29 protein-coding genes are annotated in these 23,022 nt (G+C 68.8%); 18 read left to right on the forward strand and 11 right to left on the reverse strand.

Annotated elements, in window-relative coordinates:
* The 4 genes from egtD (at window position 1) to AC1DJH_RS13745 (ending at window position 3,375) form a co-directional block, all read left to right on the forward strand.
* Complete coding sequence (egtD, locus tag AC1DJH_RS13730) at window positions 1-1,020, forward strand: L-histidine N(alpha)-methyltransferase (protein WP_472126561.1); 1,020 nt, start codon at window positions 1-3, stop codon at window positions 1,018-1,020.
* Window positions 1,021-1,741: 721 nt separating this feature from the next.
* Entirely contained in the window at window positions 1,742-2,026 is a 285-nt protein-coding gene (locus tag AC1DJH_RS13735; protein WP_435436443.1) for a DUF427 domain-containing protein, read from the forward strand.
* Window positions 2,023-2,778, forward strand: a complete 756-nt coding sequence (locus AC1DJH_RS13740) for a 2OG-Fe dioxygenase family protein (protein WP_435484403.1) — start codon at window positions 2,023-2,025, stop codon at window positions 2,776-2,778. The genes AC1DJH_RS13735 and AC1DJH_RS13740 overlap by 4 nt, the downstream gene beginning before the upstream one ends.
* A gap of 150 nt (window positions 2,779-2,928) precedes the next feature.
* Window positions 2,929-3,375, forward strand: coding sequence for a universal stress protein (locus tag AC1DJH_RS13745; RefSeq protein WP_093128323.1), 447 nt, complete (start codon window positions 2,929-2,931; stop codon window positions 3,373-3,375).
* Here the strand turns inward: AC1DJH_RS13745 and AC1DJH_RS13750 are convergent.
* Window positions 3,372-4,046 (reverse strand): RluA family pseudouridine synthase, encoded by a 675-nt coding sequence (locus AC1DJH_RS13750; protein ID WP_478186061.1) that lies wholly within the window; start codon window positions 4,044-4,046, stop codon window positions 3,372-3,374. The two genes, AC1DJH_RS13745 and AC1DJH_RS13750, sit on opposite strands and share 4 nt — an antisense overlap.
* 107 nt (window positions 4,047-4,153) lie before the next feature.
* Here AC1DJH_RS13750 and AC1DJH_RS13755 point away from each other — a divergent pair, with 107 nt between their 5' ends.
* Complete coding sequence (locus tag AC1DJH_RS13755; protein ID WP_478186062.1) at window positions 4,154-5,458, forward strand: MFS transporter; 1,305 nt, start codon at window positions 4,154-4,156, stop codon at window positions 5,456-5,458.
* Here the strand turns inward: AC1DJH_RS13755 and AC1DJH_RS13760 are convergent.
* Genes AC1DJH_RS13760 through AC1DJH_RS13770 form a run of 3 tightly spaced genes read right to left on the reverse strand, consistent with a single transcriptional unit; the run spans window position 5,455 to window position 6,196 of the window.
* Window positions 5,455-5,742 (reverse strand): 2Fe-2S iron-sulfur cluster-binding protein, encoded by a 288-nt coding sequence (locus AC1DJH_RS13760; RefSeq protein WP_478186063.1) that lies wholly within the window; start codon window positions 5,740-5,742, stop codon window positions 5,455-5,457. The two genes, AC1DJH_RS13755 and AC1DJH_RS13760, sit on opposite strands and share 4 nt — an antisense overlap.
* Window positions 5,739-6,050, reverse strand: coding sequence for a VF530 family protein (locus tag AC1DJH_RS13765; RefSeq protein WP_478186064.1), 312 nt, complete (start codon window positions 6,048-6,050; stop codon window positions 5,739-5,741). The genes AC1DJH_RS13760 and AC1DJH_RS13765 overlap by 4 nt, the downstream gene beginning before the upstream one ends.
* Complete coding sequence (locus AC1DJH_RS13770) at window positions 6,047-6,196, reverse strand: hypothetical protein (protein ID WP_015866429.1); 150 nt, start codon at window positions 6,194-6,196, stop codon at window positions 6,047-6,049. The genes AC1DJH_RS13765 and AC1DJH_RS13770 overlap by 4 nt, the downstream gene beginning before the upstream one ends.
* A gap of 87 nt (window positions 6,197-6,283) precedes the next feature.
* On the opposite strand from AC1DJH_RS13770, the gene AC1DJH_RS13775 reads away from it, so the two are divergent.
* The 3 genes from AC1DJH_RS13775 (at window position 6,284) to AC1DJH_RS13785 (ending at window position 8,527) form a co-directional block, all read left to right on the forward strand.
* Window positions 6,284-6,802 carry a GNAT family N-acetyltransferase gene (locus AC1DJH_RS13775; RefSeq protein WP_435436450.1) on the forward strand — a complete coding sequence of 173 codons (519 nt, stop codon included), beginning with the start codon at window positions 6,284-6,286 and terminating at the stop codon, window positions 6,800-6,802.
* A 14-nt stretch (window positions 6,803-6,816) separates the two neighbouring features.
* On the forward strand, window positions 6,817-7,500 hold the full coding sequence (locus AC1DJH_RS13780) for a PepSY-associated TM helix domain-containing protein (RefSeq protein WP_478186065.1): 684 nt from the start codon (window positions 6,817-6,819) through the stop codon (window positions 7,498-7,500).
* A 118-nt stretch (window positions 7,501-7,618) separates the two neighbouring features.
* Window positions 7,619-8,527 carry a DUF808 domain-containing protein gene (locus tag AC1DJH_RS13785; RefSeq protein ID WP_478186066.1) on the forward strand — a complete coding sequence of 303 codons (909 nt, stop codon included), beginning with the start codon at window positions 7,619-7,621 and terminating at the stop codon, window positions 8,525-8,527.
* A 55-nt stretch (window positions 8,528-8,582) separates the two neighbouring features.
* Here the strand turns inward: AC1DJH_RS13785 and AC1DJH_RS13790 are convergent, their stop codons facing one another.
* Together AC1DJH_RS13790 and AC1DJH_RS13795 are read right to left on the reverse strand one after the other, a co-directional pair.
* Entirely contained in the window at window positions 8,583-8,795 is a 213-nt protein-coding gene (locus AC1DJH_RS13790) for a hypothetical protein (RefSeq protein WP_435484395.1), read from the reverse strand.
* A 26-nt stretch (window positions 8,796-8,821) separates the two neighbouring features.
* The gene (locus tag AC1DJH_RS13795; RefSeq protein WP_478186067.1) at window positions 8,822-10,018 is read right to left on the reverse strand and encodes a lactonase family protein; all 1,197 of its coding nucleotides are present in this window, start codon (window positions 10,016-10,018) and stop codon (window positions 8,822-8,824) included.
* Window positions 10,019-10,107: 89 nt separating this feature from the next.
* Here AC1DJH_RS13795 and AC1DJH_RS13800 point away from each other — a divergent pair, with 89 nt between their 5' ends.
* The 3 genes from AC1DJH_RS13800 (at window position 10,108) to AC1DJH_RS13810 (ending at window position 11,679) form a co-directional block, all read left to right on the forward strand.
* The gene (locus AC1DJH_RS13800) at window positions 10,108-10,386 is read left to right on the forward strand and encodes a DUF2164 domain-containing protein (protein WP_472126761.1); all 279 of its coding nucleotides are present in this window, start codon (window positions 10,108-10,110) and stop codon (window positions 10,384-10,386) included.
* Between the two features lie 99 nt (window positions 10,387-10,485).
* Window positions 10,486-10,866 carry a hypothetical protein gene (locus tag AC1DJH_RS13805; RefSeq protein WP_435484393.1) on the forward strand — a complete coding sequence of 127 codons (381 nt, stop codon included), beginning with the start codon at window positions 10,486-10,488 and terminating at the stop codon, window positions 10,864-10,866.
* A gap of 15 nt (window positions 10,867-10,881) precedes the next feature.
* On the forward strand, window positions 10,882-11,679 hold the full coding sequence (locus AC1DJH_RS13810; RefSeq protein ID WP_478186068.1) for an enoyl-CoA hydratase/isomerase family protein: 798 nt from the start codon (window positions 10,882-10,884) through the stop codon (window positions 11,677-11,679).
* Window positions 11,680-11,751: 72 nt separating this feature from the next.
* Here AC1DJH_RS13810 and AC1DJH_RS13815 read toward each other — a convergent pair whose 3' ends face one another.
* Together AC1DJH_RS13815 and AC1DJH_RS13820 are read right to left on the reverse strand one after the other, a co-directional pair.
* Window positions 11,752-12,855, reverse strand: a complete 1,104-nt coding sequence (locus AC1DJH_RS13815; protein ID WP_478186069.1) for a M14 family metallopeptidase — start codon at window positions 12,853-12,855, stop codon at window positions 11,752-11,754.
* A 50-nt stretch (window positions 12,856-12,905) separates the two neighbouring features.
* A complete protein-coding gene (locus AC1DJH_RS13820; protein WP_478186070.1) occupies window positions 12,906-14,228 on the reverse strand; it encodes an MFS transporter in 1,323 nt (440 codons plus the stop codon).
* A 172-nt stretch (window positions 14,229-14,400) separates the two neighbouring features.
* Between AC1DJH_RS13820 and AC1DJH_RS13825 the strand changes: the two genes are divergently transcribed.
* Window positions 14,401-15,303, forward strand: a complete 903-nt coding sequence (locus tag AC1DJH_RS13825) for a LysR substrate-binding domain-containing protein (protein WP_435494610.1) — start codon at window positions 14,401-14,403, stop codon at window positions 15,301-15,303.
* A gap of 7 nt (window positions 15,304-15,310) precedes the next feature.
* Here AC1DJH_RS13825 and AC1DJH_RS13830 read toward each other — a convergent pair whose 3' ends face one another.
* Window positions 15,311-15,964, reverse strand: a complete 654-nt coding sequence (locus AC1DJH_RS13830) for a glutathione S-transferase (protein ID WP_478186071.1) — start codon at window positions 15,962-15,964, stop codon at window positions 15,311-15,313.
* Between the two features lie 108 nt (window positions 15,965-16,072).
* Here AC1DJH_RS13830 and AC1DJH_RS13835 point away from each other — a divergent pair, with 108 nt between their 5' ends.
* The 4 genes from AC1DJH_RS13835 (at window position 16,073) to zigA (ending at window position 20,051) form a co-directional block, all read left to right on the forward strand.
* Entirely contained in the window at window positions 16,073-16,960 is an 888-nt protein-coding gene (locus AC1DJH_RS13835) for an AraC family transcriptional regulator (RefSeq protein WP_478186072.1), read from the forward strand.
* A gap of 49 nt (window positions 16,961-17,009) precedes the next feature.
* The gene (locus tag AC1DJH_RS13840) at window positions 17,010-17,915 is read left to right on the forward strand and encodes an SDR family oxidoreductase (RefSeq protein ID WP_478186073.1); all 906 of its coding nucleotides are present in this window, start codon (window positions 17,010-17,012) and stop codon (window positions 17,913-17,915) included.
* 148 nt (window positions 17,916-18,063) lie between these two features.
* A complete protein-coding gene (locus AC1DJH_RS13845) occupies window positions 18,064-18,777 on the forward strand; it encodes a DUF899 family protein (protein ID WP_478186074.1) in 714 nt (237 codons plus the stop codon).
* Between the two features lie 80 nt (window positions 18,778-18,857).
* Window positions 18,858-20,051, forward strand: a complete 1,194-nt coding sequence (gene zigA, locus AC1DJH_RS13850) for a zinc metallochaperone GTPase ZigA (protein ID WP_472126308.1) — start codon at window positions 18,858-18,860, stop codon at window positions 20,049-20,051.
* A 7-nt stretch (window positions 20,052-20,058) separates the two neighbouring features.
* Here zigA and AC1DJH_RS13855 read toward each other — a convergent pair whose 3' ends face one another.
* On the reverse strand, window positions 20,059-20,535 hold the full coding sequence (locus AC1DJH_RS13855; protein ID WP_435436468.1) for a Fur family transcriptional regulator: 477 nt from the start codon (window positions 20,533-20,535) through the stop codon (window positions 20,059-20,061).
* Between the two features lie 166 nt (window positions 20,536-20,701).
* On the opposite strand from AC1DJH_RS13855, the gene AC1DJH_RS13860 reads away from it, so the two are divergent.
* The gene (locus AC1DJH_RS13860) at window positions 20,702-21,709 is read left to right on the forward strand and encodes a Bug family tripartite tricarboxylate transporter substrate binding protein (RefSeq protein WP_478186075.1); all 1,008 of its coding nucleotides are present in this window, start codon (window positions 20,702-20,704) and stop codon (window positions 21,707-21,709) included.
* A gap of 7 nt (window positions 21,710-21,716) precedes the next feature.
* On the opposite strand, the gene AC1DJH_RS13865 is transcribed toward AC1DJH_RS13860, so the two are convergent.
* Window positions 21,717-22,025, reverse strand: a complete 309-nt coding sequence (locus AC1DJH_RS13865) for a hypothetical protein (protein ID WP_478186076.1) — start codon at window positions 22,023-22,025, stop codon at window positions 21,717-21,719.
* Window positions 22,026-22,180: 155 nt separating this feature from the next.
* Here AC1DJH_RS13865 and AC1DJH_RS13870 point away from each other — a divergent pair, with 155 nt between their 5' ends.
* Window positions 22,181-22,843 (forward strand): alpha/beta hydrolase, encoded by a 663-nt coding sequence (locus AC1DJH_RS13870; RefSeq protein WP_435484380.1) that lies wholly within the window; start codon window positions 22,181-22,183, stop codon window positions 22,841-22,843.
* Window positions 22,844-23,022 lie beyond the last annotated feature (179 nt).

A 23,022-nucleotide genomic window follows, 5' to 3' on the forward strand; every position in this document is an offset into this window, starting at 1 on the left:
ATGCGCAATCCAACTTCTTCGTCGTCTTCGGTGTCGTTCGTGCCTGCCAGCGGGCCTTCGCCGACCAAGCCGCGCGCTTCGGTTGCGGAGGCGACGGCCCCGCTGTCCGAGTTCGGGCGCGAGATGCAGGAGGGCCTGTCGCGCTCGCCGCGCAGCATCTCGCCGAAGTTCTTCTACGACGTTGCGGGGTCGCAGTTGTTCGACCGCATCTGCGACCTGCCCGAGTACTACCCGACGCGCACCGAGCTGCGCATCCTGGGCGAATGCGCGGGCGAGATCGCGCAGCAGGTCGGGCCGAATGCCGAGATCGTCGAATTCGGGGCGGGGTCGCTCACGAAGGTGCGGCTGCTGCTCGACGCGCTCGATTCGCCGAAGCGCTACCTGCCCATCGATATTTCGGGCGAGCATCTGGAGGCGGCCGCGCAACGGCTGAAGGCCGACTATCCGGCGCTCGTCGTGCAGCCCATTGCGGCGGACTACACGATGCCTTTGGTGCTGCCCGCGCCAATGGCGGGTTCCGGACGGCGGGTCGGGTTCTTTCCCGGGTCGACGATCGGGAATTTCGAGCCCGACGAGGCGCTCGCTTTTCTGCAGCTCGCGGCCCGGATGCTGCGTGGCGGCGGGCTGCTGATCGGTGTCGACCTGGTGAAGGATCCGGCGCGCTTGCATGCGGCCTACAACGATGCACAAGGGGTGACGGGGGAGTTCAACCTCAACCTGCTGCGTCGGGCGAATTCGGAGCTCGATGCCGACTTCGATGTCGACGGATTTGCGCATGCGGCGTTCTACAACGCGCCTCGGCGGCGGATCGAGATGCACCTGGTGAGCCGGCGGGCTCAGAGCGTTTCGTTGAATGGCGAACGGTTCGGGTTCGAGGAGGGGGAGACCATTCATACGGAGTACTCGCACAAGTTCACTGTCGAGGGACTGCGTGCGTTGGCTACTCGAGCGGGGTTTCGGCCTGGGGCGGTTTGGACGGATCCTGAGAGGCTCTTCAGCGTGCATTGGTTGGCTGCTTAGTTTTGGTTTCGGGGCCGGGACTCGCCCCGGCGGGCGACTTACTTTCTTTTGCTTCGCCAAAAGAAAGTAAGCAAAGAAAAGGCGACCCCACTGTCTGCGACCCCTGCGCTGCGCTACGGGGCAACCTGCGGTGCTCACGTTTCGCGGGGTCTCGCAGAACTCGCTTCGCTCAAACAGCTGCGAGCCCTGATCCGCGAAACACTCCGCTCCTCGGCGCAGCCAGAGGGGGTGGAGACCTATCGGGCCATTGCTTCGCTCGGCCACCAAGCCGCAGCAGGCGCTGCGCGCCTGCTGCGGTTGGTATTGGGTATTTGGCGTTGGCTGTTGGAATTTCGGAAGCCGAGCGCAGCGAAGGCGTGTTGGTATCCCAACCCCTTCTGGATGCGCCGAGGAGCGGAGCGTTTCGCGGATCAGGGCTCGCCCTTGTTTGAGCGAAGCGAGTTTGGGCGAGACCCCGCGAAACGTGAGCACCGCAGGTTGCCCGCAGCGAAGCGAAGGGACGCAGCCAGTAGGGGTCGCCTTTCTTTGCTTACTTTCTTTGGCGAAGCAAAGAAAGTAAGTCGCCCGCCGGGGCGAGTCCCGGCCCCGGAAAATAAACCACCCCAAACAGGGTAGATACGGCAACGAAGGCGGCCCCCGCCGAAGCAGCGGCACAATACCCCTGCCCCGTGCGGCAGCGCAACGGCCAGCGCCCGCAACCCTCCCTCTGGAGACCAAGATCATGAAAGCAACCTGGAACGGCGTCACCATCGCCGAAAGCGACGACACCGTGCTCGTCGAAGGCAACCACTACTTCCCGATGAGTTCGCTCCATCGCGATCACGTGACCTTCAGCAACCACAAGACCACCTGCCCCTGGAAAGGCACCGCGAGCTACTACTCGCTGCTGGTCAACGGCGAACTCAACACCGACGCCGCCTGGTACTACGCCGACCCGAAGCCCGAAGCCGAAGAAGTCCGCGACCGCGTGGCGTTCTGGAAGGACGTGAAGGTCAGCGCGCAGTGACCACGGCGGCTTTCACCCCCCCGTTCATCGCCCCTGCCGAGCTCCCCGCCGCACTGCGCGAGCAGGGCTACGCGGTGCTGAGCCCGCAGGGCGTCGGCGAATGGCTGGGCGTGCCGCTCGCGCAACTCGAGGCACTGCACGCCGACTGGAACGACCTGCCGCCCGACGAGTACCTGAAGGACGGCGGGCACTACCGCACGCGGCGCCATGCCTGCTTCACCGTCGAGGCCGACGACCACGCCACGCTGGCGCAGGTGCCGCATCGCGCGCACTGGCAGCCGGTCGAATACAACGCGCTGCACGGCGGCATGCAGCGCTGGTTCGCGCCGATGCGCGAGGCCACGGTGGCGCAGCCCGTGTGGCAGCGGCTGCTGCAGCAGCTCGGCAAGGCCAGCAGCGACATGCGCGGCGCACCGCAACGCTGGTACGTGGAAGCGCACCAGTTCCGCATCGACACCGCCGGCGGCATCGGTCGCCCGACGCCCGAAGGCGCGCACCGCGACGGCGTCGACCTGGTGGCGGTCGCGCTGGTTGGCCGCCACGGCATCAAGGGCGGCGAGACGCGCGTGTTCGAGGCCAACGGCCGTCGCGGCGAGCGTTTCACCATGACCGAGCCGTGGAGCCTGCTGGTGCTCGACGACGCGCGCGTGATCCATGAATCCACGCCGATCCAGCCGCTGGAAGAGGGTGGCGAAGGCTGGCGCGACACGCTCGTGATCACCTGCCGCGCCCAGGGCTTCCAGGGAAGCTGAAAACCCGCGTAAGGCGAACGCGCGCAAGCGCGTCGCCGTTGCTGGCCGGAGTCCTACAGTCCGGTCGGGCAACAGAGGTTAAATTCGAGTCCCGGTCTCTTGTGCCTTTTAGAGGCCGTGTCTGTCTGCGAACGAAAGCGAGGTCCCGCCATGTTCAATCACATCCTGGTTCCGATCGACGGCTCCGAAACTTCCATGCTCGCCGTCAGCAAGGCCAGCGGCCTCGCATTGGCATTTGGGAGCCGCATCACGCTGATTCACGTGATCGACAACTACCCCTTCATCGGCGTGGGCGCGGACTATGCGCTTGGCCAGAACGAATACCTGGCCGCTGCCACCGCGAGTGCCAATGCGGCACTTGCACGCGGCGTGGCTGCCCTCGCAGCCGAAGGCCTGCACAGCGACCAGCGCGTGATCGACGGCCACGTGGTGCACGAAGGCATCGTCGACACGGCCATCGCCATCGCGGCCGACCTGATCGTGATGGGCTCGCACGGCCGCAGCGGCATCGAGAAACTGCTGCTGGGCAGCGTCACGCAGCGCGTGCTGCAGGACGCGAACATGCCCGTGCTGGTGGTCAAGGGCGGCTTCAACTAACCGGGCGCGAAATCGGCCGGCCGCTCGAAGCGAATTTCCTGCTGCGTCACCGGGTGCACGAAGCCCAGTTCGCTCGCATGCAGCAGCAGGCGCGGCGCACGTGCCTGCACCGCAGCATCGGCGTACAGCGCATCGCCCAGGATCGGATGGCCGATCGACAGCAGGTGCACGCGCAGCTGGTGCGTGCGGCCGGTCATGGGCTCCAGCATCACATGCGTTGCCGTGGCGTTCCCCCCTGACGAAGAAGAAGAAACCGCCTTCCACCGCGTGAGGCTCGGCTTGCCCGCCAGGTCGACCTTCTGCAGCGGGCGGCGCGGCCAGTCGGCCATCAGCGGCGCGTCGATCAGCGACCAGTCGTCCTGCACCGGCATCGCGCCGTCGACGACGGCTTCATAGCGCTTGTGCACCCGCCGCTCGGCAAAGGCCGCGCTCAGCGCGCGCTGCATCGCGAGGCCGCGCGCCATCACCACCAAGCCGCTGGTGCCCATGTCGAGCCGATGCACGATCAGCGCGTCGGGCCACCGCTGCATGGCGCGCGCGCTCAGGCAATCCTGCTTGTCCTCGCCGCGGCCGGGCACGCACAGCAGGCCCGCGGGCTTGTCGAACACGAGCAGGTACGGGTCTTCGTGAACGGGGGGAAGAGCAGGGCAGAGAGGCGGCGGCGCAGTCATGGGAGCCGTCGAGTGTAGAGAGCCCGCCAAGGCCTGGCAGAGGGGATCGAAGGGCCGTTGCGGTTCCCTCACCGCCCGCTCATGAAGCCTCGGCTATCCTCGAACGAATGTCCGGCCCCGCTTCCGCCTCCACTTCCTCCCCAGGTGCCACCGCCGCTTCGGCGCCCGGCACCGTCTCTCCCCCCAGCTTTTCCGACCTGACGCGCGAACGTCCGTTCATGCAGATGTGGACGGCGCGCCTGTTCGGCACCGCCGCCTCGCAGATGCTGCTGGTGGCCATCGGCTGGCACATGTACGACCTCACCGGCAGCGCCTGGGACCTGGGCCTGGTCGGCCTCTACCAGTTCGTGCCCGCGCTGCTGCTGGCCTTGCTGGCCGGCCACATCGTCGACCGCCACCACCGCGGGCGCATCGTGGCCGCCTGCTTCGCGGTGCAGGGTCTGGTGGCGCTGGTGCTGCTGCTGGCGGTGATGCAAAAGCACGACACGCGCGGCCTGCTGCTGGGGCTGTCGCTGGTGCTGGGCGCGGTGCGGGCCTTCCAGATGCCCGCGCAGCAGGCGCTCACGCCGCTGCTGGTGCCGCCGACGATGCTGTCGCGTGCGATGGCCTTCAGCTCGGCCGGCATGCAGGGCGCGATCATCGGCGGGCCTGCCCTCGGCGGCCTGCTGTTCGTGGCGGGCATGGCGGTGGTCTACGGGGCCAGCGTGGTGTGCTTCGTCGTCGCATGCGCGCTGGTGTTGCGCCTGCGCTATGCCTACACGCCGGCCGCGCGCGAGCCGGTGACGCTGGCCACGGTGTTCGCGGGCGTCGATTTCATCTGGAAGCGCAAGCCCGTGCTCGGCGCGGTCTCGCTCGACCTGTTCGCGGTGCTGCTGGGCGGCGCGGTGGCGCTGCTGCCGATCTATGCCAAGGACATCCTGCACACCGGCCCCTGGGGGCTCGGGCTGCTGCGCGGCGCGCCGGCGGTGGGCGCGCTGGTCATGTCGATCGTGCTCACGCGCCGGCCGGTGGAGCGCCACGTGGGGCGCACGCTGCTGATCGCCATCGCGCTGTTCGGGCTGTGCATGGTGGTGTTCGGCATCTCGAAGAGCTTCGTCGTGTCGCTGGTCGCACTCGCGGTTTCGGGTGGCGCGGACATGGTCAACGTCGTGATCCGCCAGACGCTGGTGCAACTGGAAACGCCCGACGGCATGCGCGGGCGGGTGAGCGCGGTCAATTCGATCTTCATCGGCGCGAGCAACCAGCTGGGCGAGTTCGAGTCGGGCGCCACGGCGGCGCTGCTGGGTCCGGTCGGCTCGGTCGTGGTGGGCGGCGTGGGCACGATGCTGGTCGCGATCACCTGGTTCAAGCTGTTCCCCTCGCTCGCGCAGCGCGACCGGCTGGTGGTGGCCGCGCCTGTCGCGCGGCCTTAGTCGGCGAACAGCGATCGCGCGAGCGGCGCGTCCAGCGAGAGCTCGCTGACGGCCTCGGCCACGCAGGGCAGGATCCAGCCTTCTTCCTTTTCGTCGACGCTCAGGCCGGGCCATTCGATGGTGTGGCGGGTTTCGCCCGACAGCCGCCGGCAGATGCAGGTGCGGCAGGTGCCGTTGCGGCACGAACTCGGGAGTTCGATGCCGGCCGCTTCGGCGGCTTTCAGCAGCGTGGTGCCGGCCTCGGCGTCGAACGCGAGGCCCGACGGCTCGAGTCGAACCTTCATGGCTGCGGCGGCTGGTCCGGTTGTGGGGGGTGCTGTTGCTGCTGTTCGCGGCGTTGCTCGCGCAGCATGAAGAGATAGAGGCTCTCGACCTTCTCGCGCGCCCACGGCGTCTTGCGCAGGAACTTGAGGCTGGAGCCCACGCTCGGGTCGATCGCGAAGCAACGGATGGGAACGAGCTCGCCCAGGTGCTCCCATCCGTAGTGATCGGCCAGCGTCGTGACGATGGCCTCCAGCGTGAGCCCGTGCAGCGGGTTGCGCGGCTGGGCCTTCCTGGCTGCGGGCGCCGGTGCTGGCGCTTCGTCGGTCACTTGTTCTTGAGCTTGCCGCGGGGGATCACGGCGGTCGTGATCGTGCGCACGGGCTCGATGCCGCCGGTGCCCACGGGCTTGGGTGGCGAAGTGTCCTTCTTCGGTTTCTTCGCTTCCTTGTTGGCGCGTTGCTGACCTTTGGCCATGTCGATTTCTCCTGTTGTTACGACGGATACAGCAGGCAGTTTAGCGGTGCGGCGACAATAGCCGGTTCCATCCGATTCCCCGCATTCATGTCAGATTACGAAGTTCGACCCGCTACCCTGCGCGACGCCAAGTCCGTCGCCGAAGTCCATGCCCTGGCCGCCAAGGCGGCCTACCAAGGCATCCTCCCCGAAGAAGAACTGCCCGTGCTGGCCCCGGCCTCGCGCGAGGCCAAGTGGCGCGAAGCCATCGAATACAGCGAACCGCAGGTGCGCGTGGCCGTGCTGGGCAGCGAAATCGTAGGTTTCGTGGGCTACGACCGCTCGCGCGACCCCAAGACGCCGCCCACCACAGGCGAAATCTGGGCCATCTACGTCAAGCCCGAGCATTGGGGCAAGGGCGTGGGCGTGGCCCTGTGGGACGCCGCGCGCGAAGGCCTCGAAGAAGAGGGCTGCACCACGGTCACCGTGTGGGTGCCCATTCGCAACGACCGCGCCCTGCGCTTCCATGAACTCGCCGGCTTCAAGCGCGAGATGAAGACCGCCAAGACGACCGCCATGGGCTCGGTGCGCGTCGAGGAAATCCGCCTCAAGCGCACCGTCGCCTGACCGGCCTGACCTGCATGCACGCCGACGGCACCCCCCTCGACCACGCCGCGCGCGTGCAAGCCCACCGGCGCCGCACGAGCCTCGTGCAGTGGATCCGGCGCACCCACGGCTGGTTCGGCCTGTGGGGCGCGGTGCTGGGGCTGCTGTTCGGGTTCAGCGGTATCTGGCTCAACCACCGCAACGTGCTGAAGCTGCCGCAGGCGCAGGAGCGCACGCGCGCCCAGCTGGCGTTGCCCGACCCGGTGCCCGAAACGCCCGAGGCCATGAGCCAGTGGCTGCAGGGCGCGCTGCGCATGAGCGGGCCGCCCAACTCGTCGCGCATCGAGCCAGCCAAACCGGTGGCCTGGGCCGACAAGAGCGACAAGAGCGCCCCCGCGCTCGTGCAGCCGGCCCACTGGGTGTTCAGTTTCGGCGGGCCCAACGAAACGGTGCAGGCCGAGTACTGGCAGGGCAACCGCTCGGTCGGCGTGGCCACCACGCACAACGGCTTTGTCGCCACGCTCACCAGCATGCACAAGGGCGGCGGCATGCCGCTGCCCTGGATCCTGCTGGTCGACACGCTGGCCGGCAGCCTGATCTTCCTGTCGCTCTCGGGCGTGGCGCTGTGGATGCTCACGCACCGCCGCCGCCGCGTGGGGCTGGCGCTGTTCGGCGCCTCGCTGGCCGCCGTGCTGGCGATTGCGCTCAGCGCGCTCTGATCCGGGCTTGACGCACGTTTTCCGGCGCCCGTTCAGGGCGGCCGCGTACGGGTATTCCAGGGGTGCGGGGCGGCTGCGGATAAGCTCGCCGCTTCTTTTCAGTCCCCCTACATTGCCCATGGCCACCAGCCTGCTCCTGCTGCTCGACGACATTGCGACCGTTCTCGACGACGTGTCGATCCTTACCAAGGTGGCCGCCAAGAAGACGGCCGGTGTGCTGGGCGACGACCTTGCGCTCAATGCGCAACAGGTCTCCGGCGTGCGGGCCGAGCGCGAACTTCCGGTCGTGTGGGCCGTGTGCAAGGGCTCGCTCGTCAACAAGGCCATCCTTGTGCCCGCGGCGCTGGGCATCGGCACCTGGCTGCCCTGGCTGGTGACGCCGCTGCTGATGGTGGGCGGTGCCTTTCTCTGCTTCGAAGGCTTCGAGAAGCTGGCCCACAAGTTCCTGCACAAGAAGGAACACGATGCCGACACCGAGCGCCACGAGAAAGCCGTGGCCGACACCGCGGTCGACGTGGTCGCCATGGAAAAGGACAAGATCAAGGGCGCGGTGCGCACCGACTTCATCCTGTCGGCCGAAATCATCGCCATCACGCTGGGCACGGTGCAGGGCCAGCCCTTCGTCACACAGCTGAGCGTGCTGGTCGGCATTGCGCTGATCATGACCATCGGCGTGTACGGCCTGGTCGCCGGCATCGTGAAGCTCGACGACGCGGGCCTCTACCTGAGCCAGCGCGCCAGCGCCGCTTCGCAGGCCCTGGGCCGCGGCATCCTGTGGGCGGCGCCGTGGCTCATGAAGGCGCTGTCGGTGGCCGGCACGGCCGCGATGTTCCTGGTGGGCGGCGGCATCCTGGTGCACGGCGTGCCCGCGCTGGGCCACGCGGTCGAAGACTGGGCCAAGGCCACCGGCGGCGTGTTCGGCACGCTCGGCTCGATGGGCGTGAACGCCGGCGTGGGCCTGGTGGCCGGCGCCATCGTGCTGGCCGTGGTGGAGCTGGTCGGCAAGCTTCGCAAGAAGAAGGCCTGAGCCTGCTGCCGCGCGGTTGCAAGTCAGTACGAGACCCGCCGCGAGGCGGGTTTTTTCATGGGCGCGTCTTGCCGCGCTTGACCAGCTCGCCCACGACCAGCACCGCGCCCAGCACCAGTGCGAACCAGCCGACCAGATAGGCCCCGGCGACCATCTCGAACCAGCGCGTGCCCTGCAGGAAGCGCGGCGCCAGCAGCACGACGGCGCCGATCACCATGCAGAGAATGCCGCGTTCGAGCGTGCGGAGTTGTCGTTTGGGTTGCGCCATGGGTTCTTCGTTCTGGGGGAGTGGAATCAGTGCGTCATTGTCCCGCGCATCGCGGCCGGATGGCCCTGCAGCGGGAACGACCGGCCGGTGGGCACCAGCGTGTCGCCGTCGAGCCGAAGGATCGTGATGTCCTGGTCGATGAAGTTGCCCACGTAGAGGTACTTGCCATCGGCGCTCCACACCGCGCCTTCGGGCAGGCCGCGCACCACCACCTCGTTGGAACGCGTGACCTTCTTGCCGTCGATCTTCAGCAGCACCACCGAGCCGTTGCGGTTGTAGAAGTAGGCGTTCTTCGCCGAGTTGCTGCCGCGCAATATCACCGCCACCGCATGCCGCCCGGTCGGGCTCACGGCCAGGCCTTCGGGACCGTCGCCGACCACCACCTTGTCGATCACGCGCGGCGGCGCGGCTTCCATGTCGATCACGCTCACGGTGTCGACCTGGCCGTCGGACGCGCCCGAGTTGCCGTTGTCGGCCGTCAGCGCCAGCTTGCCGTCGGGCGTCACGTCCACGTTGTAGGGCCAGAGGCCCGCCGCGAGATCGACCTTGTTGTAGCTGACCTTCTCGCCGTTCACCTCAAGCAGCGCGATCTTGTGGCTCGGGAACTTGGCGGCCAGCGCGCGCCTGCCGTCGGGCGTGAAGCGCACGTGCGCCACCGAGTCGCCCATGGCCACCGTGTCGATCGGCGTGACCTTCTTGCCCGCGATGCGCAGCACGCTCACCGAGTTGTCGGCGCGGTTGGCCACCAGCGCCAGCGTGCCCGCGCGGTTGATCGACAGGCCCGAGGGCTGCTTGCCGACCTGCAGCGTGTCGAGCAGGCTGGGCGGCGTGGTGGTCAGGTCGATCACAAACAGGCGGTTGTCGGGCACCTGCTTGCGCACGCCGTTCTCCTCGACCACGTTGAGCGAATTGGCGACCAGTGCCAGCGTTTCGCCGGGTGTGATCGCCAGGTTGGTCGGCGGGCCGGCGATGGTGTTGTCCAGCTGCAGCGTGCCCAGCACCCTGGGCGCCAGCGGGTCGGTGCCGATGTCGAGCACCTGCACCGTGTCGCGCCCCATGGGGCCGAGGATGACGGCGCCGGCGTCGTTCCACGACTGCTTCTCGTCGTTGGCGACCAGCATCAGCTGGCGCTGCGGCACGGTGGGGGTCATGGACGTGCAGGCCGCAAGCGAGACCGCGGCGGCCAGGGCAAGGGCCGCGAGTGCGGCGGGGCGGAAGTTCATGGCATCTGTCTCCGGTGTTGTTGTGCGCGCATGGTAGCGAACGGCGGTCGGCACAATCCGTCGACCCAACCGCCGAGAGAAGACCACCCATGACCATCGAGATACCGAAGGAAGCACGCCAGCAGGCCATTGCGTCCATCGAACGCTACTTCCGCGAGAACATGGAAGAGCCGATCGGCAACATCGCGGCGGGGGCGCTGCTCGGATTCTTCCTCGAAGAGCTCGGCCCGCTGGTCTACAACAAGGCCGTGGCCGAAGTGCAGGAACGCCTGCAGTCGCGCATTTCCGAAATCGACCTCGAGGTGCACGAGGACGAGTTCCAGTACTGGCGCAAGTTCGACAGGCAGAAGAAGGGCAGGCAGGCGTAGCGCCCGCGCATCGCCGTGCATTCAAAAGTGCTTCAAAACGTTGCAGAATTCGCAGCCATGCACTTCCACCGCACGCTCCTTCGCCCCGCGCTTGCTCCCATGCTGCGCGCCCTTGCCGTCCTGCCCTTCGTGTGTGCCGCCTCGATGGCCGCCGCGCAGCAGGACCCCGCCGGCTTTCCGCTCGACTCCGTGGGCTACCTCAACGAGGAACTGCCGCGCATGGAGGCCGCCATCGCCGCGAAGGACCGCAGCTTCTTCCATGGCGCGATGGTCCGCACGGTGCAGTTCTCGGAGCGCTGGGGCTTCAAGGTCACGGCCAACCCCGACCTCGCGGCCTACCCGATGTGCACGGCCGCCGTCATGGACTACGCTGTGGTCGGCATGTGCAGGCTGACCCCGTCCGACGAATGCGAACCCGGACTGGCTTCGCGCTTCGAGGCCAACGTGCAGCGCTGCCGCGAGGTGGCGGCCAAAAAATAGCAACAGAGACACACCATGGACTACGCCCGCTACCAGACCCTTGTCATCACGCGCCGCGGCGCCAACGGCACGGTGCTCGACATCCAGATGCGGGCGGCCAACGGCAAGTTGCCCACGGCGGGCCATGACGGACACCGCGAGCTGGCCGAGATCTGGCGCGACGTGTCGGCCGACGACACGGTGCGCTGCGCCGTGCTGCGCGGCGAGGGCCTGGGTTTTTCGGGCGGCGGCGACCTCGCCATGGTGCAGGACATGACCACCGACGACGCCGTGCGCCAGCGTGTGTGGAAGGAGGCGCGCGACCTCGTCTACAACCTCATCAACTGCGACAAGCCCATCGTCAGCGCCATGCACGGCCCGGCCGTGGGTGCAGGGCTGGTGGCGGGCCTGCTGGCCGACATTTCCATTGCCGCGAAGAACGCGAAGATCGTCGACGGCCACACGCGCCTGGGCGTGGCGGCGGGCGACCATGCGGCCATCGTGTGGCCGCTGCTGTGCGGCATGGCCAAGGCCAAGTACCACCTGCTGCTGTGCGAGCCCGTGAGCGGCGAGGAGGCCGAGCGCATCGGGCTGGTGTCGCTCGCGGTGGACGAGGCCGACCTGCTGCCGCGCGCCTACGAAGTGGCCGACCGGCTCGCGGCCGGCAGCCAGAGCGCGATTCGCCTGACCAAGTACGCGCTGAACAACTGGCTGCGCCAGGCCGGCCCGACCTTCGACGCCTCGCTGGCGCTCGAGTTCATAGGCTTCGCGGGCGCCGACGTGCGCGAGGGCGTGGCCTCGCTGCGCGAACGGCGCGCGCCGAACTTCGGCTGACTGTCCCTGGCTCGCAAGGGCCAACGCGGAACCGGCGTTGCCGGACCGCTGGTGTCGCCCCCTGCAAGGGGCTCAGCTCGATTTGAGGCCCTGCAGCGTTTGCAGGAGCACGACGCGCGTCTGTCCGAGCACCATGCCCTTCCATTCCTCGTTGTCGCAGTAGAACGCGTCGCGCAACTGCGCGCGAATCTCGCGCTGCTGCGACGCCGGTGCGTCGGGGTGGCGGCGCAGCCAGGTGTCCGCGCGCAGGCGAACCAGCACTTCCAGGTCGGGCAGGGTGCCGAACTCCAGGCCCATCGGCGCAATGCGTGCGTTCGGGCATTCGTCGTACGCGGTCGAGATGACCGGGCCCGACACGTCGGCCGAGGCCGAGTCGCCGGCGAACGGCGCGAACACGTCGGCGCCCCACCAGGCATGCGCCAGCGCCAGGTCTTCGGGCGTGTTGCGGCCCGGGTAGATCTTCTCGCCGTGGCCGTACGGGCCCAGGCCGGTGTGCACGTCGATCCAGCCCAGGTGCGTGGCCGACGCGGCGTACTTGCGCAGGATCGCGCGGATGGTCTTGTTGCTCCATGAGGGCGCGGTGCCGCCGTAGAACAAGCCGTCGGGTGAGGTGTACTGCCCCTTGGTGACGGCCGCGCGGAAGGCGGTCATGCCGTGCTGGCCGATGTAGGCGGCCACGGCCGCGTCGTCGGCGGGGGTCGGCGGCCAGGTGTCGGGCAGCACCAGCGGCTCGACCTCGGCGTAGGCCGAGTTCACCGGCAGCGGCGCATTGAAGTCGATGTGGTTGCGGTTCAGGTCGATGTTGTCTTCGTTCGTGCGGTGCAGGTGCGAAAAGCCGTGCGGGTTCACCGCATGCACCAGCAGCAGCGCCACGCCGGCCTGCTGCAGCCGCGCGAGCAGGTCGGCATCGTTGAGCGTGGCCACCTGCGTGCCCGAGCCGCAGAAGCCTTCGGGGCCGTGCGTGCCCGAGGTGACGAGCAGGATTTTCTTCGCATCGATGGCGCCGATCAGCGCCACGTCGGTGGCGAGTTCTTCGCCGAGCGCGCCGCGGTGCGTCGGGTGCACAAAGGACTCGACGGCCGCGCCGCGCTGGGCGGCGGCCTCGAGGAACTTGGTGCGGGCTTCGACGTAGGTGCCCGAGAAATACCGCGTGGCGGCGCTGCGTTGTGTTGGCATGGCGTGGGGTTCCTGTGCTTTCAATGTCTTGGAAACGAAGATGAAGGGGGTCAGCCCGCGGCGTGCGCGCCCGCGGCGTCGATGTCGCGGCCCGTATGGTCGCGCAGCCAGAGCAGGCCGAGCAGCGAGACCACCGTCATCGCCACCAGGTACCAGGCCGGCGCCAGCTTGCTGCCCGTGGCGTTCAGCAGCCAGGTGCTGATGAAGGGCGCGAAGCCGCCGAACAGGGCCACGCCCACGCTGTACACCAGCGACATGCCGCTCGCGCGCACCGCCTTCGGGAACATCTCCGGCAGCATCGTGATGCCGGGCACCGTCTGCACCACAAGGCCCAGGCTGAACACCCCCAGCACCAAGAAAAGCACCGTGGGCGTGGGCGAGGCGTTGAGCCACAGGAAGCCCGGGTAGATGAGGATCGCCAGCGCGATGCGGCTCCACAGGATGAGCGGCTTGCGGCCCACCTTGTCCGACAGCTTGCCCACGAAAGGGGCGAACGCGAACGAGATCAGCCCCGTGAGCGCGGCGCCGAACAGCGCCACCGACGGCGTGAACCCGAGCTCGCGCACCGCATAGGTGGGCATGTAGAAGGTCACGACATACGCGGCCGTGGTGCCGCCCACCAGCGAAAGAATGGCGGCCAGCACCGTCTTGCCGTGCCGCGTGCAGACGATCTTCAGGCTGCTCTCGCGCGGCGCGGCGGCCTGTTCCGGCGAGATGTGCAGCGACTCCTCGAGGTGGCGGCGGATGTACATGCCCACGGGTGCGATCAGCATGCCCAGGATGAACGGCACGCGCCAGCCCCAGCTCAGCATGGCCTCCGGCGAGAGCGACGTCGTCAGCACGCCCACCACCACGGCGCCCATCAGCACGCCCAGGCCCTGGCTGGCGAATTGCCAGCTCGCCATGTAGCCGCGGTTGGACGGCGTGGCGTGCTCGACCAGCAGCGTGGTGGACGCGCCCACTTCACCGCCGGCCGAGAAGCCCTGGATCAGCCGCGCCAGCACGATGATGAGGGGCGCCGCCACGCCGATGGCCGCGTAGGTGGGCGTGAACGCGATCAGCGCGCAGCCCAGCGCCATCAGGAAGATGGTGAGCGTCATGGCCTTCTTGCGGCCCGCGCGGTCGGCGTAGGCGCCGATGACGATGCCGCCCAGCGGCCGCATGATGAAGCCCACGCCGAAGCTCGCCACCGTCAGCAGCAGCTGGCCGTACGAGTTGAAGGTCGGGAAGAACAGCTTGCCGATCACCAGGGCGAGAAAACCGTAGACGGTGAAGTCGAAGAACTCCAGCCCGTTGCCGATCGTGGTGGCCACGATGGTCTGGCGCCTGCGCGCGGGGGACGAAGGCGAGGGCCGGCTGCTTGGGATGCTCATGTCACTCCAGTGGGATTGCTGTTCGAGGTGTTGTGGGTCGAAGGTATGCCTCGACCGCGCCGGATGCTAGAGACTCGGTGCTGTCATGAAAAGACAATAATTGGGGCGGAAAGATAACTTTTGGTTGTCATGGTTGAAACCCTATGGCTCCGCCGGAACGCCCCAGCACCCGATGAAACCCAACCAGTTGCACGCCTTCGTGGCGGTGGTCGAGCAGATGAGCATTCGCGCCGCGGCCCGCGTGCTGGGCATTTCGCAGCCGGCCGTGACCAAGATCGTGCGCGAGCTGGAGCGCGAGGTGGGGGCGCCGCTGGTGGAGCGCAGCGTGAAGGGCGTGCGCCTCACCGAGTTCGGCCAGGCCTTCGCGCCGCGGGCGCGGCTGCTGTTGGCCGACATGCAGCGCGCCCGCGACGAGATTGCGCAGATCCGCGACGGTGCCACTGGTTCGGTGTCGATGGCGGTGAGCGCTTCGTTCGCGCTCACCGTGCTGCCCGCGGCGTTCAAGGACTTCCACACGCGGCTGCCCGCGGTCGACGTGCAGTTCAGCGAGGCGGTGCTGCCGTGGATGCTGGCGCGCCTGCGCGACGGCTACCTCGACTTTGCCGTCGCGCACGTGGTGCCGGGCACGCTCGATCCGCAGTTCGAGGCGCTGGAGCTGTTTCCGGTGCAGCTGGTGGTGGGCATGCGCAACCGCCACCCGCTGCGCGCGGCGCGCTCGCTGCTCGAGCTTTACGCGGCCGAGTGGATCCTGCCGGGCGACGACCATCGCGGGCGCGAGTCGGTGGCGCCGCTGTTCACGCCGCTGGGGCTGCCGCCGCCCTCGCGGATCATCCAGGGCCAGTCGGTCACGGTGGCGCTGGGCCTGGTGGGGCACATGGACCTGATCGGGCTGTTCGTCGAGCCGCTGGTCAAGCTCACGTTCAAGCGGCACGGCATTCGCCGCGTCGACATCGAGGAACAGCTGCCGATGCTCAACGTGTGCGTGGTGCGCCGGCGCGGACAGCTGACGACGCCGGCGGCGCAGCATTTCATCGAGTGCATCCAGCGGGCCTCGGCAGCGGCGATGGGCGCCTGAGGGGCGTTCAGGCCGGCGGGAAAGCGACGCCGGCCTCGCCGCTTTTCCAGGGCGCGTGCTTGTGCATGGCGCGCGCGAAGAGGTCGGATGCGGTCCAGTTCGCCAGCCATGCCTGCAGCCGGGGCCAGGGCTGGGCGTCGAACCACGCGGCATCGACCATCGCGAACTGGCGCACGAAAGGCATCAGGGCCGCATCGGCGAGCGTGGCGTGGGCGCCGGCCAGGTGTTGCGAGGCCGAGAGCCTGGCTTCCAGGTTGCGCAGGAACTGCGCGCCGCGCTCGCGCGCCGGCTCGCCGCCGTCGGCATGGCGCTGCGGGTACTTGTAGCGGTCGAGCTGGGGCTTGAAGTCGTCGTCGCAGGCCGCCACCAGGGCCAGCATGTCCTCGAGCGTGCCGGCCTGCGGCTGCAGCCAGCGTTGCGGATCGTCGCGCCGCAGCGCCCACAGCATCACGTCGAGGCTCTGCTCGAGCACCGGGCCTTCGGGCGTCAACAGCACCGGCACCGTTCCCTTGGGCGACGCCGCGAGCATCTCGGCCGGCTTGTTCTTCAGCATCACCTCGCGCAACTCGCAATGCTGGCCGGCGGCCACCAGCGCGAGCCGGGCCCGCATGGCATAGGGACAACGGCGGAACGAGTAGAGAACGGGGAGGGCGGTGGGCATTCGGGGAGGGCGGGGGAAGGGCGCGGGAGGTGCGGCAGGCGGAGCCGCCGATTTTCGGCCACGGCGGCGTGCTCGCGGACGGGCGGGTTTTTCCACACAATCGGCGCCATGGGTGAACGCCTCTTTCTCCGCCTCGACGACGACCCGCTGCACGGGCCGGAGTCGAGCGTGCCCGCCGGCACGCTGCGCGCGTTTCCCGTGGGCGCCGCGCTGCGCGGCCATGTCTCTCACATCCTGCGGTACCGCGAAAGCTTCGCCGAAGGCTGCGAGGTGCGCGAGCGCGTGCTGCCCGACGGCGCGGTGCGGCTGGTCTTCAACTTCGGCGATGCGCCGTCCGCCGACGGCGGCCAGGGGCAGGCGGTGGAGGCCATCGGCGCGTCGGCGGCGCCGGTCGTGGTGCGCATGCGCCGCCAGGTCGACGGGCTCTCGGTCACCTTGCACCCCGGCGCCGCGGCGGCGCTGCTCGGGGTGCCGGCCGGCGAGATCGGCGCAAGTGCCGTGCACCTCGATGCGTTGTGGCGCGGCGAAGGCGCGCTGCTGCTGGCGCGCATGGCCGATGCGCCCGGCGATGCGGAACGCATGGCTTTGCTGCACACGGCCCTGCTGCGTCGCCTCCATGGCGGCGAGTCCACCGGAAGAGCGGGCGGCACCGGCCATGCCGTCGCCATGCACGCGGCCCGCCGCATCGCCGCCGCCGGCGGACGCGAGCCGCTGCGCGACGTGGCTGCCGCCGTGGGCGTTGGCGAGCGGCGCCTGCAGCAACTGTTCCATGCCCACGTCGGCCTCGCGCCGCGCGCGTGGCGCAGGCTGGCGCGCATGCACGGCTGCCTGCGCGCGCTGCGCGCGCAACCTTCGCCGGGCTGGGCCGAACTGGCGCTCGACGGTGGTTTCTACGACCAGTCGCACCTGGTCAACGAGTTCCGCGCCCTGTGCGGCGTCACGCCGACCGAGTTTCTCGGCCGGGCGATTGCGGGTTCTTCCAAGACGGCGGGCTGAGGGCGCTCTATCTTCGGCCGCTCTCAAGCCAACGCAGATCGAAAGAGCCATGAACCGGATTCACGAAGAGAACGCCCACCGTCCGTTGAAAGACTGCGTGGCCGTGGTCACGGGCGCAAGCCGGGGTGCGGGGCGCGGCATTGCGCTGGAGCTGGGCGCGGCGGGCGCCACGGTGTACGTCACCGGCCGCAGCACGCGCGATCGGCCCGCCGGCACCTACGCCCAGCTGCTGGCCCTGTCCGGCATGGCGTCGGTGCCGGGGAGCATCGACGACACCGCCGACGAGGTCACGCGCCAGGGCGGGCGCGGCATCGCGGTGGCATGCGACCACACGAACGAAGAAGACGTGGCGGCGCTGTTCGCCCGCGTGGCGCGCGAGGCCGGCCGGCTCGACCTGCTGGTGAACAACGCCTGGGGCGGCCACGAGAGCTTCGACGGCGTGTTCGACGCGCCGTTCTGGGAGCACCCCCTCGCTCAGTGGGATGCCATGTTCGAGCGCGGCGTGCGCAACCACCTGCTCGCCAGCCGCTGCGCCGCGCCCCTGCTGGTGCGGCAGAAGAAGGGGCTCGTGGTGACCACCACCTTCTGGGACCGCGACCGCTACCTGCGCGGCAACCTGTTCTACGACCTCGCGAAGGCCTCGATGACGCGGCTGGCCTTCGGCATGGCGCAGGACTTCAGGCCCCACGGCGTGGCCTCGGTCGCCGTGTCGCCGGGCTGGATGCGCACCGAGTTCGTGCTGGCCGGCCACAACACCGACGAGGCGCACTGGCAGGAGCGGCCCGAGCTGGCGCGCACCGAGTCGCCGCGCTACCTGGGGCGCGCCGTGGCGGCGCTGGCGGGCGACGCGAAGGTGATCGACAAGAGCGGGGCAGTGTTGCGCGTGGCCGACCTGGCGCAGGCCTATGGGTTCACCGACATCGACGGCAGGCAGGTGGCCGCGTTCGAGATGTAGCCGGCGGCATTGCTGGCTTCGGCGGGTAGGACAAATTCGCCCTCGACTGGGGTAAATCGCGTACCGCCGCGGGCGCGCGCGGGATCACCATGTGCGCAGGTTCAAAGCAATCCGCAACCCGAACCTTCACACCAGGAGGTGACCCGCCATGCCTGCCCCAGCCGAAATTGCCGCACCGGCGTCCGCCAGCCAGCTCGCCCGGTCCAACCCCGTCCGGTTTCCCAACGAAAGCGTGGCCTACCGAAAGGCGCGCATGGAACTGCTGGCCGAGGAAATCGACCTGCGCCGGCGCATCGAGCGCGTCGCCGAGATGCGCCGTGCGCTGCCGCCCGGCGGGGTCGTGCCGGAAGACTATATGTTCCAGGGCGTCGACGGGCCGGTGCCGATGTCCGGCCTCTTCGGCAGGCATGGAACCCTCATCACCTACAACTGGATGTTCGGCCCGAAGCGCGAGCGGCCGTGCCCCATGTGCACGTCGTTGCTGAGCGCGTTCGACGGCGAAATGCCCGACCTTCTGCAGCGCGTGGCGTTCGCGGTGATCGCCACGTCGCCGGTCGAGCGGATGACCGCCTTTGCCGATGAGCGCGGCTGGCGCTACCTGCCGCTCTACTCGTCGCAGGGCAACAGCTTCAACGCCGACTACGCCGGGGAGACGCCCGACAGCGGCGACCTTCCGGCCTTCAACGTGTTCCGGCGCGACGGCGACACCATCAGGCATTTCTGGGCCGCTGAAATGGGCCCGGGCACGGCCGACCCGGGGCAGGACCCGCGCGGCGCGCCCGACCCGATGCCGATCTGGAACCTGCTCGACATGACGCCCGAGGGCCGGGGCTCGGACTGGTACCCCAAGCTGAGCTACTGAGGCGCCGCCTGTTTTAAATGCAACCGTGTTGCGTATGCTTCCTATAATGCAATCCTGTTGCATATATGGAGCCTGTTCCCATGGCCGATCGCCTCCCCGTCACCGTGCTCTCCGGCTTTCTCGGCGCGGGCAAGACCACGCTGCTGAACCACATCCTCCACAACCGCGAGGGCCGCCGCGTGGCGGTCATCGTCAACGACATGAGCGAGGTCAACATCGACGCCGCACTCGTGCGCGACGGCGGCGCCAGGCTCTCGCGCACCGAGGAGAAGCTGGTCGAGATGAGCAACGGCTGCATCTGCTGCACGCTGCGCGAAGACCTGCTGCTGGAGGTGAGGCGCCTGGCGAAGGAGGGGCGCTTCGACCAGCTGGTGATCGAGTCCACCGGCATCTCCGAGCCGCTGCCCGTGGCCGAGACCTTCACCTTCGCCGGCGAAGACGGCAAGAGCCTGGCCGACGTGGCGCGGCTGGACACCATGGTGACGGTGGTCGACGCCTTCAACTTCCTGCGCGACTACGGCTCGGCCGACAGCCTGGGCCAGCGCGGCCAGTCGCTGGGCGACGAGGACACGCGCACGGTGGTCGACCTGCTGATCGAGCAGATCGAGTTCTGCGACGTGCTGGTGGTGAACAAGACCGACCTCGTCACGCCCGGGGAGCGCGAGCAGCTGATGGCCATCCTGCGCAGCCTGAACCCGCGTGCGCGCATTGAGCTCGCGGAATTCGGCCGCGTGGCGCTCGACCGCGTGCTCGACACCGGCCTGTTCGACTTCGAGCAGGCCGAGCAGGCGCCGGGCTGGCTGGCCGAGCTGCGCGGCGAGCATGTGCCCGAGAGCGAGGCCTACGGCATCCGCAGCTTCGTGTATCGCTCGCGGCTGCCGTTCCACCCGATGCGCTTCTGGAAGCTGGTGCAAAGCGAGTGGGAGGGCGTGGTGCGCTCCAAGGGCTTCTTCTGGCTCGCGAGCCGCGCCACGCGCGCGGGCACGTGGTCGCAGGCCGGCGGCGCCTGCCGCTACGGCGCGGCGGGCTTCTGGTGGGCAGCGGTGCCGCGCGAGCACTGGCCGACCGATGCCGATGCGCTCGAACTCATCCAGAAGAACTGGGACCCGGCCACGGGCGACGCGCGGCAGGAGCTGGTGCTGATCGGCATCGGCATGGACGAGGCCGCGCTGCGTGCGCGGCTCGACGCTTGCCTGCTGACGGAGAACGAGATGCGCTTCGGCGCCTCGTGGTGGCAGAACTTTCCGGACCCGTTCCCTTCCTGGAACGTGTGAACAGGCGCTAGCGGGAGCACTCGCCGCAGGTGCCGTGCAGCGTGAGCGCCGTGTGCCGGGTGTCGATGCCCTGCTTGCGCAGTGCCTTGCCGAGCCGCCCCATCACCTTCGGCAGTTCCGGGTCCGACGGCAGCGCCAGCACCTTGTGGCAGTGGTTGCATTCGAAGGTGTTGCCCGACGCGGCGTCCACGTGGCGCGAGAAACGGTTGACCCGATCGGCACCCACGCGGCGGTCGCACAGGCCGGCCTCGACCAGCCGGTCGAGCACGCGGTAGACGGTCACGCGGTCGGGCGCCTCGCCGGTGGCGGTGGTGTAGGCCGAGGCCACGTCCTCGTGGGTCAGCGGCTGCGAGCTGTGTTCAAGCAGTTCGAGCACCGTCTGCGCGGCGCGCGTCACGCGCAGACCGCTGTCGCGCAGCAGCGTTTCGCTGTCGAACGGGGCGGCGGCCAGGGGGGGCTTCGGGTGCGGGGTGGAGGTCTTCATGCGAAACGCCATTGTGTTGCATCCGGGGTCCCCGCGTCCCGCGCGGGGACGCGGGCGCGCCTGCATATGCCCGAAAGCACCTAAGCATCTGACGAATGGGTCGTTCGCTTGCGGGCCGCGGCGCGACAGAATCGCGCGCTTTGTCTCCTGCAACCGAAAGTTCTCCATGCGCGCCCGTTCCCCCTTGAAGCTGCTGAAACCGGTCCTGGCGCTGTGGGCCGGCGTGTCGCTGGCCGTGCTCGGTTTTGCCGCGCAGGCCCAGACCTCGCCCGCGCCGGCCTATCCGTCCAAGCCCGTGCACCTCACGGTGGCGAACACGCCCGGCAGCTCGCCCGACGTGCTCGCGCGCCTGCTGGGGCAGCGCCTGTCGGAGCAATGGAAGCAGCCCGTGGTGGTCGACAACCGCGCCGGCGCGGCCGGCATCCTGGCGGCCGACGGACTGGCCAAGGCGCAGCCCGACGGCTATTCGCTCCTGGTGGGCGCGGACGGCCCGATCACCATCCTCCCCAACATCCAGCCCGGCCTGCCGTACGACGCGCGGCGCGACCTGGTGCCGGTGGTGTCACTCGGGCAGATCGACTTCGTGCTGGTCGCCAACCCGAAGACCGGTTTTCGCACCGTGGCCGACTTCGTGCGCGCGGCCAAGGCGCACCCCGGGCGCATCAACTACGCCTCGGCCGGCAACGGCAGCCCGCAGCAGCTCAGCATGGAGCTGCTCAAGCAGAAGGCGGGCATCTATGTCACCCACATCCCGTACCGCGGCGGTCCGCTGGGCATGCAGGACGTGATCGGCGGGCAGGTCGACGTGATGTTCATCGCCGTGGGCCCCGCATTGCCGCACATCCGCAGCGGCCGGCTGGTGGCGCTGGGCACCAGCGGCGAGAAGCGCCATGCGCTGTTGCCCGAGGTGCCCACCGTGGGCGACACCTACAAGGGCTACCGCTCCGGCACCTGGTTCGGCCTGTTCGCGCCGGCGCGCACGCCGCAGCCCGTGATCGATGCCATCGCGGCCGATGCGGGGCGCATCGTGCAGGCGCCGGCCCTGCGCACGGAACTCGCGGCGCAAGGCATCGAGGCCACGGGGTATCCGCAGCGCCAGTTCCAGACGCTCGTGTCGGCCGAGTACGAGCGCTATGCGCAGATCGTGAAGGCGGTCGGCATCAAGGCCGAGTAACGCGGCGTCATTTCAGGGACTTGGCCAGCACCTTGGCAAAGGCCTCCACGTCGCCGTCGCGGCACATCTCGGCGGCCAGCGGGGCGTGGCCCTGCGCCACGGCCGCCAGCGCCATCGCCTTCTTCGGGCACAGGCCCAGGCAGCTGCACTGCACCACGCGCAGGCGCACCGGCATGTGCGACAGGCCGTGCTTGAGTTCCTTGCGCACCTGGCGGGCTGTGAGTTTGGTGGGGCCGTCCTTTCGTTCTTCGCACTCGCCGCACACGAGCACGACGCCGGCCAGCTTGGTCTCGACCATGGGGAGGGATTGGCTCACGTGGATTTCCTTGGTGTCTTTGCCCACGATGTTGAGCGCGGCGGCACGGCGTGCAAGTCAGCCAACCCGCCGTTTCCATGCCCCCGGTTGCGCTCTGGCAGACCCCGGATGCGCTAAGGTGCTGCCATCCGCTTTCTGAACACCTTCGCCTGATCATGTCCCGTCCCCCCATCGAGATCGAAACCGCCCCCCATCCCACCGCCACGGTGATCGTCATGCACGGCCTGGGCGCCGACGGCAACGACTTCGTGTCCCTGGTCAACGAACTCGACCTGTCGGGCGTGGGCCCGGTGCGCTTCGTGTTCCCGAATGCGCCGGTCATTCCGGTGACCATCAACGGCGGCTACCAGATGCCCGCCTGGTACGACATTGCCGCGCCCGACCTGTCGAGCCAGGAAGACGAGGCCGGCCTGCGCCGTTCGCAGGCCGCCATCGAGGCGCTCATCGCCGGCGAGAAAGCCCGCGGCATCGCCGCCGAGCGCATCGTGGTGGCCGGCTTTTCTCAAGGCTGCGCCATGGCCCTCATGACCGGCCTGCGCCACACCGAGCGCCTGGCCGGCATCGTTGGCCTCTCGGGTTACCTGCCCATTGCCGCCACCACGGCGGCCGAGCGCCATGCGGCCAACCACGAGACGCCTGTGTTCCTGGCCCATGGCCGGCAAGACCCGGTGGTGCCCCTTGCCGCTGCGTTGCGCTCGCGCGATGCGCTGGCCGCGCTGGGCCACACGGTGGAATGGCACGAATACACCATGGCGCATTCGGTGTGCATGGAGGAAATTGCCGACCTCAACCGCTTCCTGCTGCGCGTGCTCGGCTGAGTCTTGCAGGGCGCCGCAGCGCGACATGGCCGGCCAGCCGCGCCATGGCGGTATTTCACAAGCCGTTCGAGGCGCCAACGGGCGTTTTTCTGATGTGTGTAGCTATCAAAAACATAGCGCTTGACAGGCTGGCAAAGGCCGGGATTCCCTGCGCAAGCAACGCCCGCGCGCCCGTGCTA

Source organism: Variovorax sp. 10N412, from assembly GCF_056394985.1.

Coding starts and splice junctions, on each gene's coding strand:
- egtD (WP_472126561.1), top strand. CDS start 1: ATGCGCAATCCAACTTCTTCGTCGTCTTCGGTGTCGTTCGTGCCTGCC.
- AC1DJH_RS13735 (WP_435436443.1), top strand. CDS start 1,742: ATGAAAGCAACCTGGAACGGCGTCACCATCGCCGAAAGCGACGACACC.
- AC1DJH_RS13745 (WP_093128323.1), top strand. CDS start 2,929: ATGTTCAATCACATCCTGGTTCCGATCGACGGCTCCGAAACTTCCATG.
- AC1DJH_RS13750 (WP_478186061.1), bottom strand. CDS start 4,046: ATGACTGCGCCGCCGCCTCTCTGCCCTGCTCTTCCCCCCGTTCACGAA.
- AC1DJH_RS13755 (WP_478186062.1), top strand. CDS start 4,154: ATGTCCGGCCCCGCTTCCGCCTCCACTTCCTCCCCAGGTGCCACCGCC.
- AC1DJH_RS13760 (WP_478186063.1), bottom strand. CDS start 5,742: ATGAAGGTTCGACTCGAGCCGTCGGGCCTCGCGTTCGACGCCGAGGCC.
- AC1DJH_RS13770 (WP_015866429.1), bottom strand. CDS start 6,196: ATGGCCAAAGGTCAGCAACGCGCCAACAAGGAAGCGAAGAAACCGAAG.
- AC1DJH_RS13775 (WP_435436450.1), top strand. CDS start 6,284: ATGTCAGATTACGAAGTTCGACCCGCTACCCTGCGCGACGCCAAGTCC.
- AC1DJH_RS13780 (WP_478186065.1), top strand. CDS start 6,817: ATGCACGCCGACGGCACCCCCCTCGACCACGCCGCGCGCGTGCAAGCC.
- AC1DJH_RS13785 (WP_478186066.1), top strand. CDS start 7,619: ATGGCCACCAGCCTGCTCCTGCTGCTCGACGACATTGCGACCGTTCTC.
- AC1DJH_RS13790 (WP_435484395.1), bottom strand. CDS start 8,795: ATGGCGCAACCCAAACGACAACTCCGCACGCTCGAACGCGGCATTCTC.
- AC1DJH_RS13795 (WP_478186067.1), bottom strand. CDS start 10,018: ATGAACTTCCGCCCCGCCGCACTCGCGGCCCTTGCCCTGGCCGCCGCG.
- AC1DJH_RS13800 (WP_472126761.1), top strand. CDS start 10,108: ATGACCATCGAGATACCGAAGGAAGCACGCCAGCAGGCCATTGCGTCC.
- AC1DJH_RS13805 (WP_435484393.1), top strand. CDS start 10,486: ATGCTGCGCGCCCTTGCCGTCCTGCCCTTCGTGTGTGCCGCCTCGATG.
- AC1DJH_RS13810 (WP_478186068.1), top strand. CDS start 10,882: ATGGACTACGCCCGCTACCAGACCCTTGTCATCACGCGCCGCGGCGCC.
- AC1DJH_RS13815 (WP_478186069.1), bottom strand. CDS start 12,855: ATGCCAACACAACGCAGCGCCGCCACGCGGTATTTCTCGGGCACCTAC.
- AC1DJH_RS13820 (WP_478186070.1), bottom strand. CDS start 14,228: ATGAGCATCCCAAGCAGCCGGCCCTCGCCTTCGTCCCCCGCGCGCAGG.
- AC1DJH_RS13825 (WP_435494610.1), top strand. CDS start 14,401: ATGAAACCCAACCAGTTGCACGCCTTCGTGGCGGTGGTCGAGCAGATG.
- AC1DJH_RS13830 (WP_478186071.1), bottom strand. CDS start 15,964: ATGCCCACCGCCCTCCCCGTTCTCTACTCGTTCCGCCGTTGTCCCTAT.
- AC1DJH_RS13835 (WP_478186072.1), top strand. CDS start 16,073: ATGGGTGAACGCCTCTTTCTCCGCCTCGACGACGACCCGCTGCACGGG.
- AC1DJH_RS13840 (WP_478186073.1), top strand. CDS start 17,010: ATGAACCGGATTCACGAAGAGAACGCCCACCGTCCGTTGAAAGACTGC.
- AC1DJH_RS13845 (WP_478186074.1), top strand. CDS start 18,064: ATGCCTGCCCCAGCCGAAATTGCCGCACCGGCGTCCGCCAGCCAGCTC.
- zigA (WP_472126308.1), top strand. CDS start 18,858: ATGGCCGATCGCCTCCCCGTCACCGTGCTCTCCGGCTTTCTCGGCGCG.
- AC1DJH_RS13855 (WP_435436468.1), bottom strand. CDS start 20,535: ATGAAGACCTCCACCCCGCACCCGAAGCCCCCCCTGGCCGCCGCCCCG.
- AC1DJH_RS13860 (WP_478186075.1), top strand. CDS start 20,702: ATGCGCGCCCGTTCCCCCTTGAAGCTGCTGAAACCGGTCCTGGCGCTG.
- AC1DJH_RS13870 (WP_435484380.1), top strand. CDS start 22,181: ATGTCCCGTCCCCCCATCGAGATCGAAACCGCCCCCCATCCCACCGCC.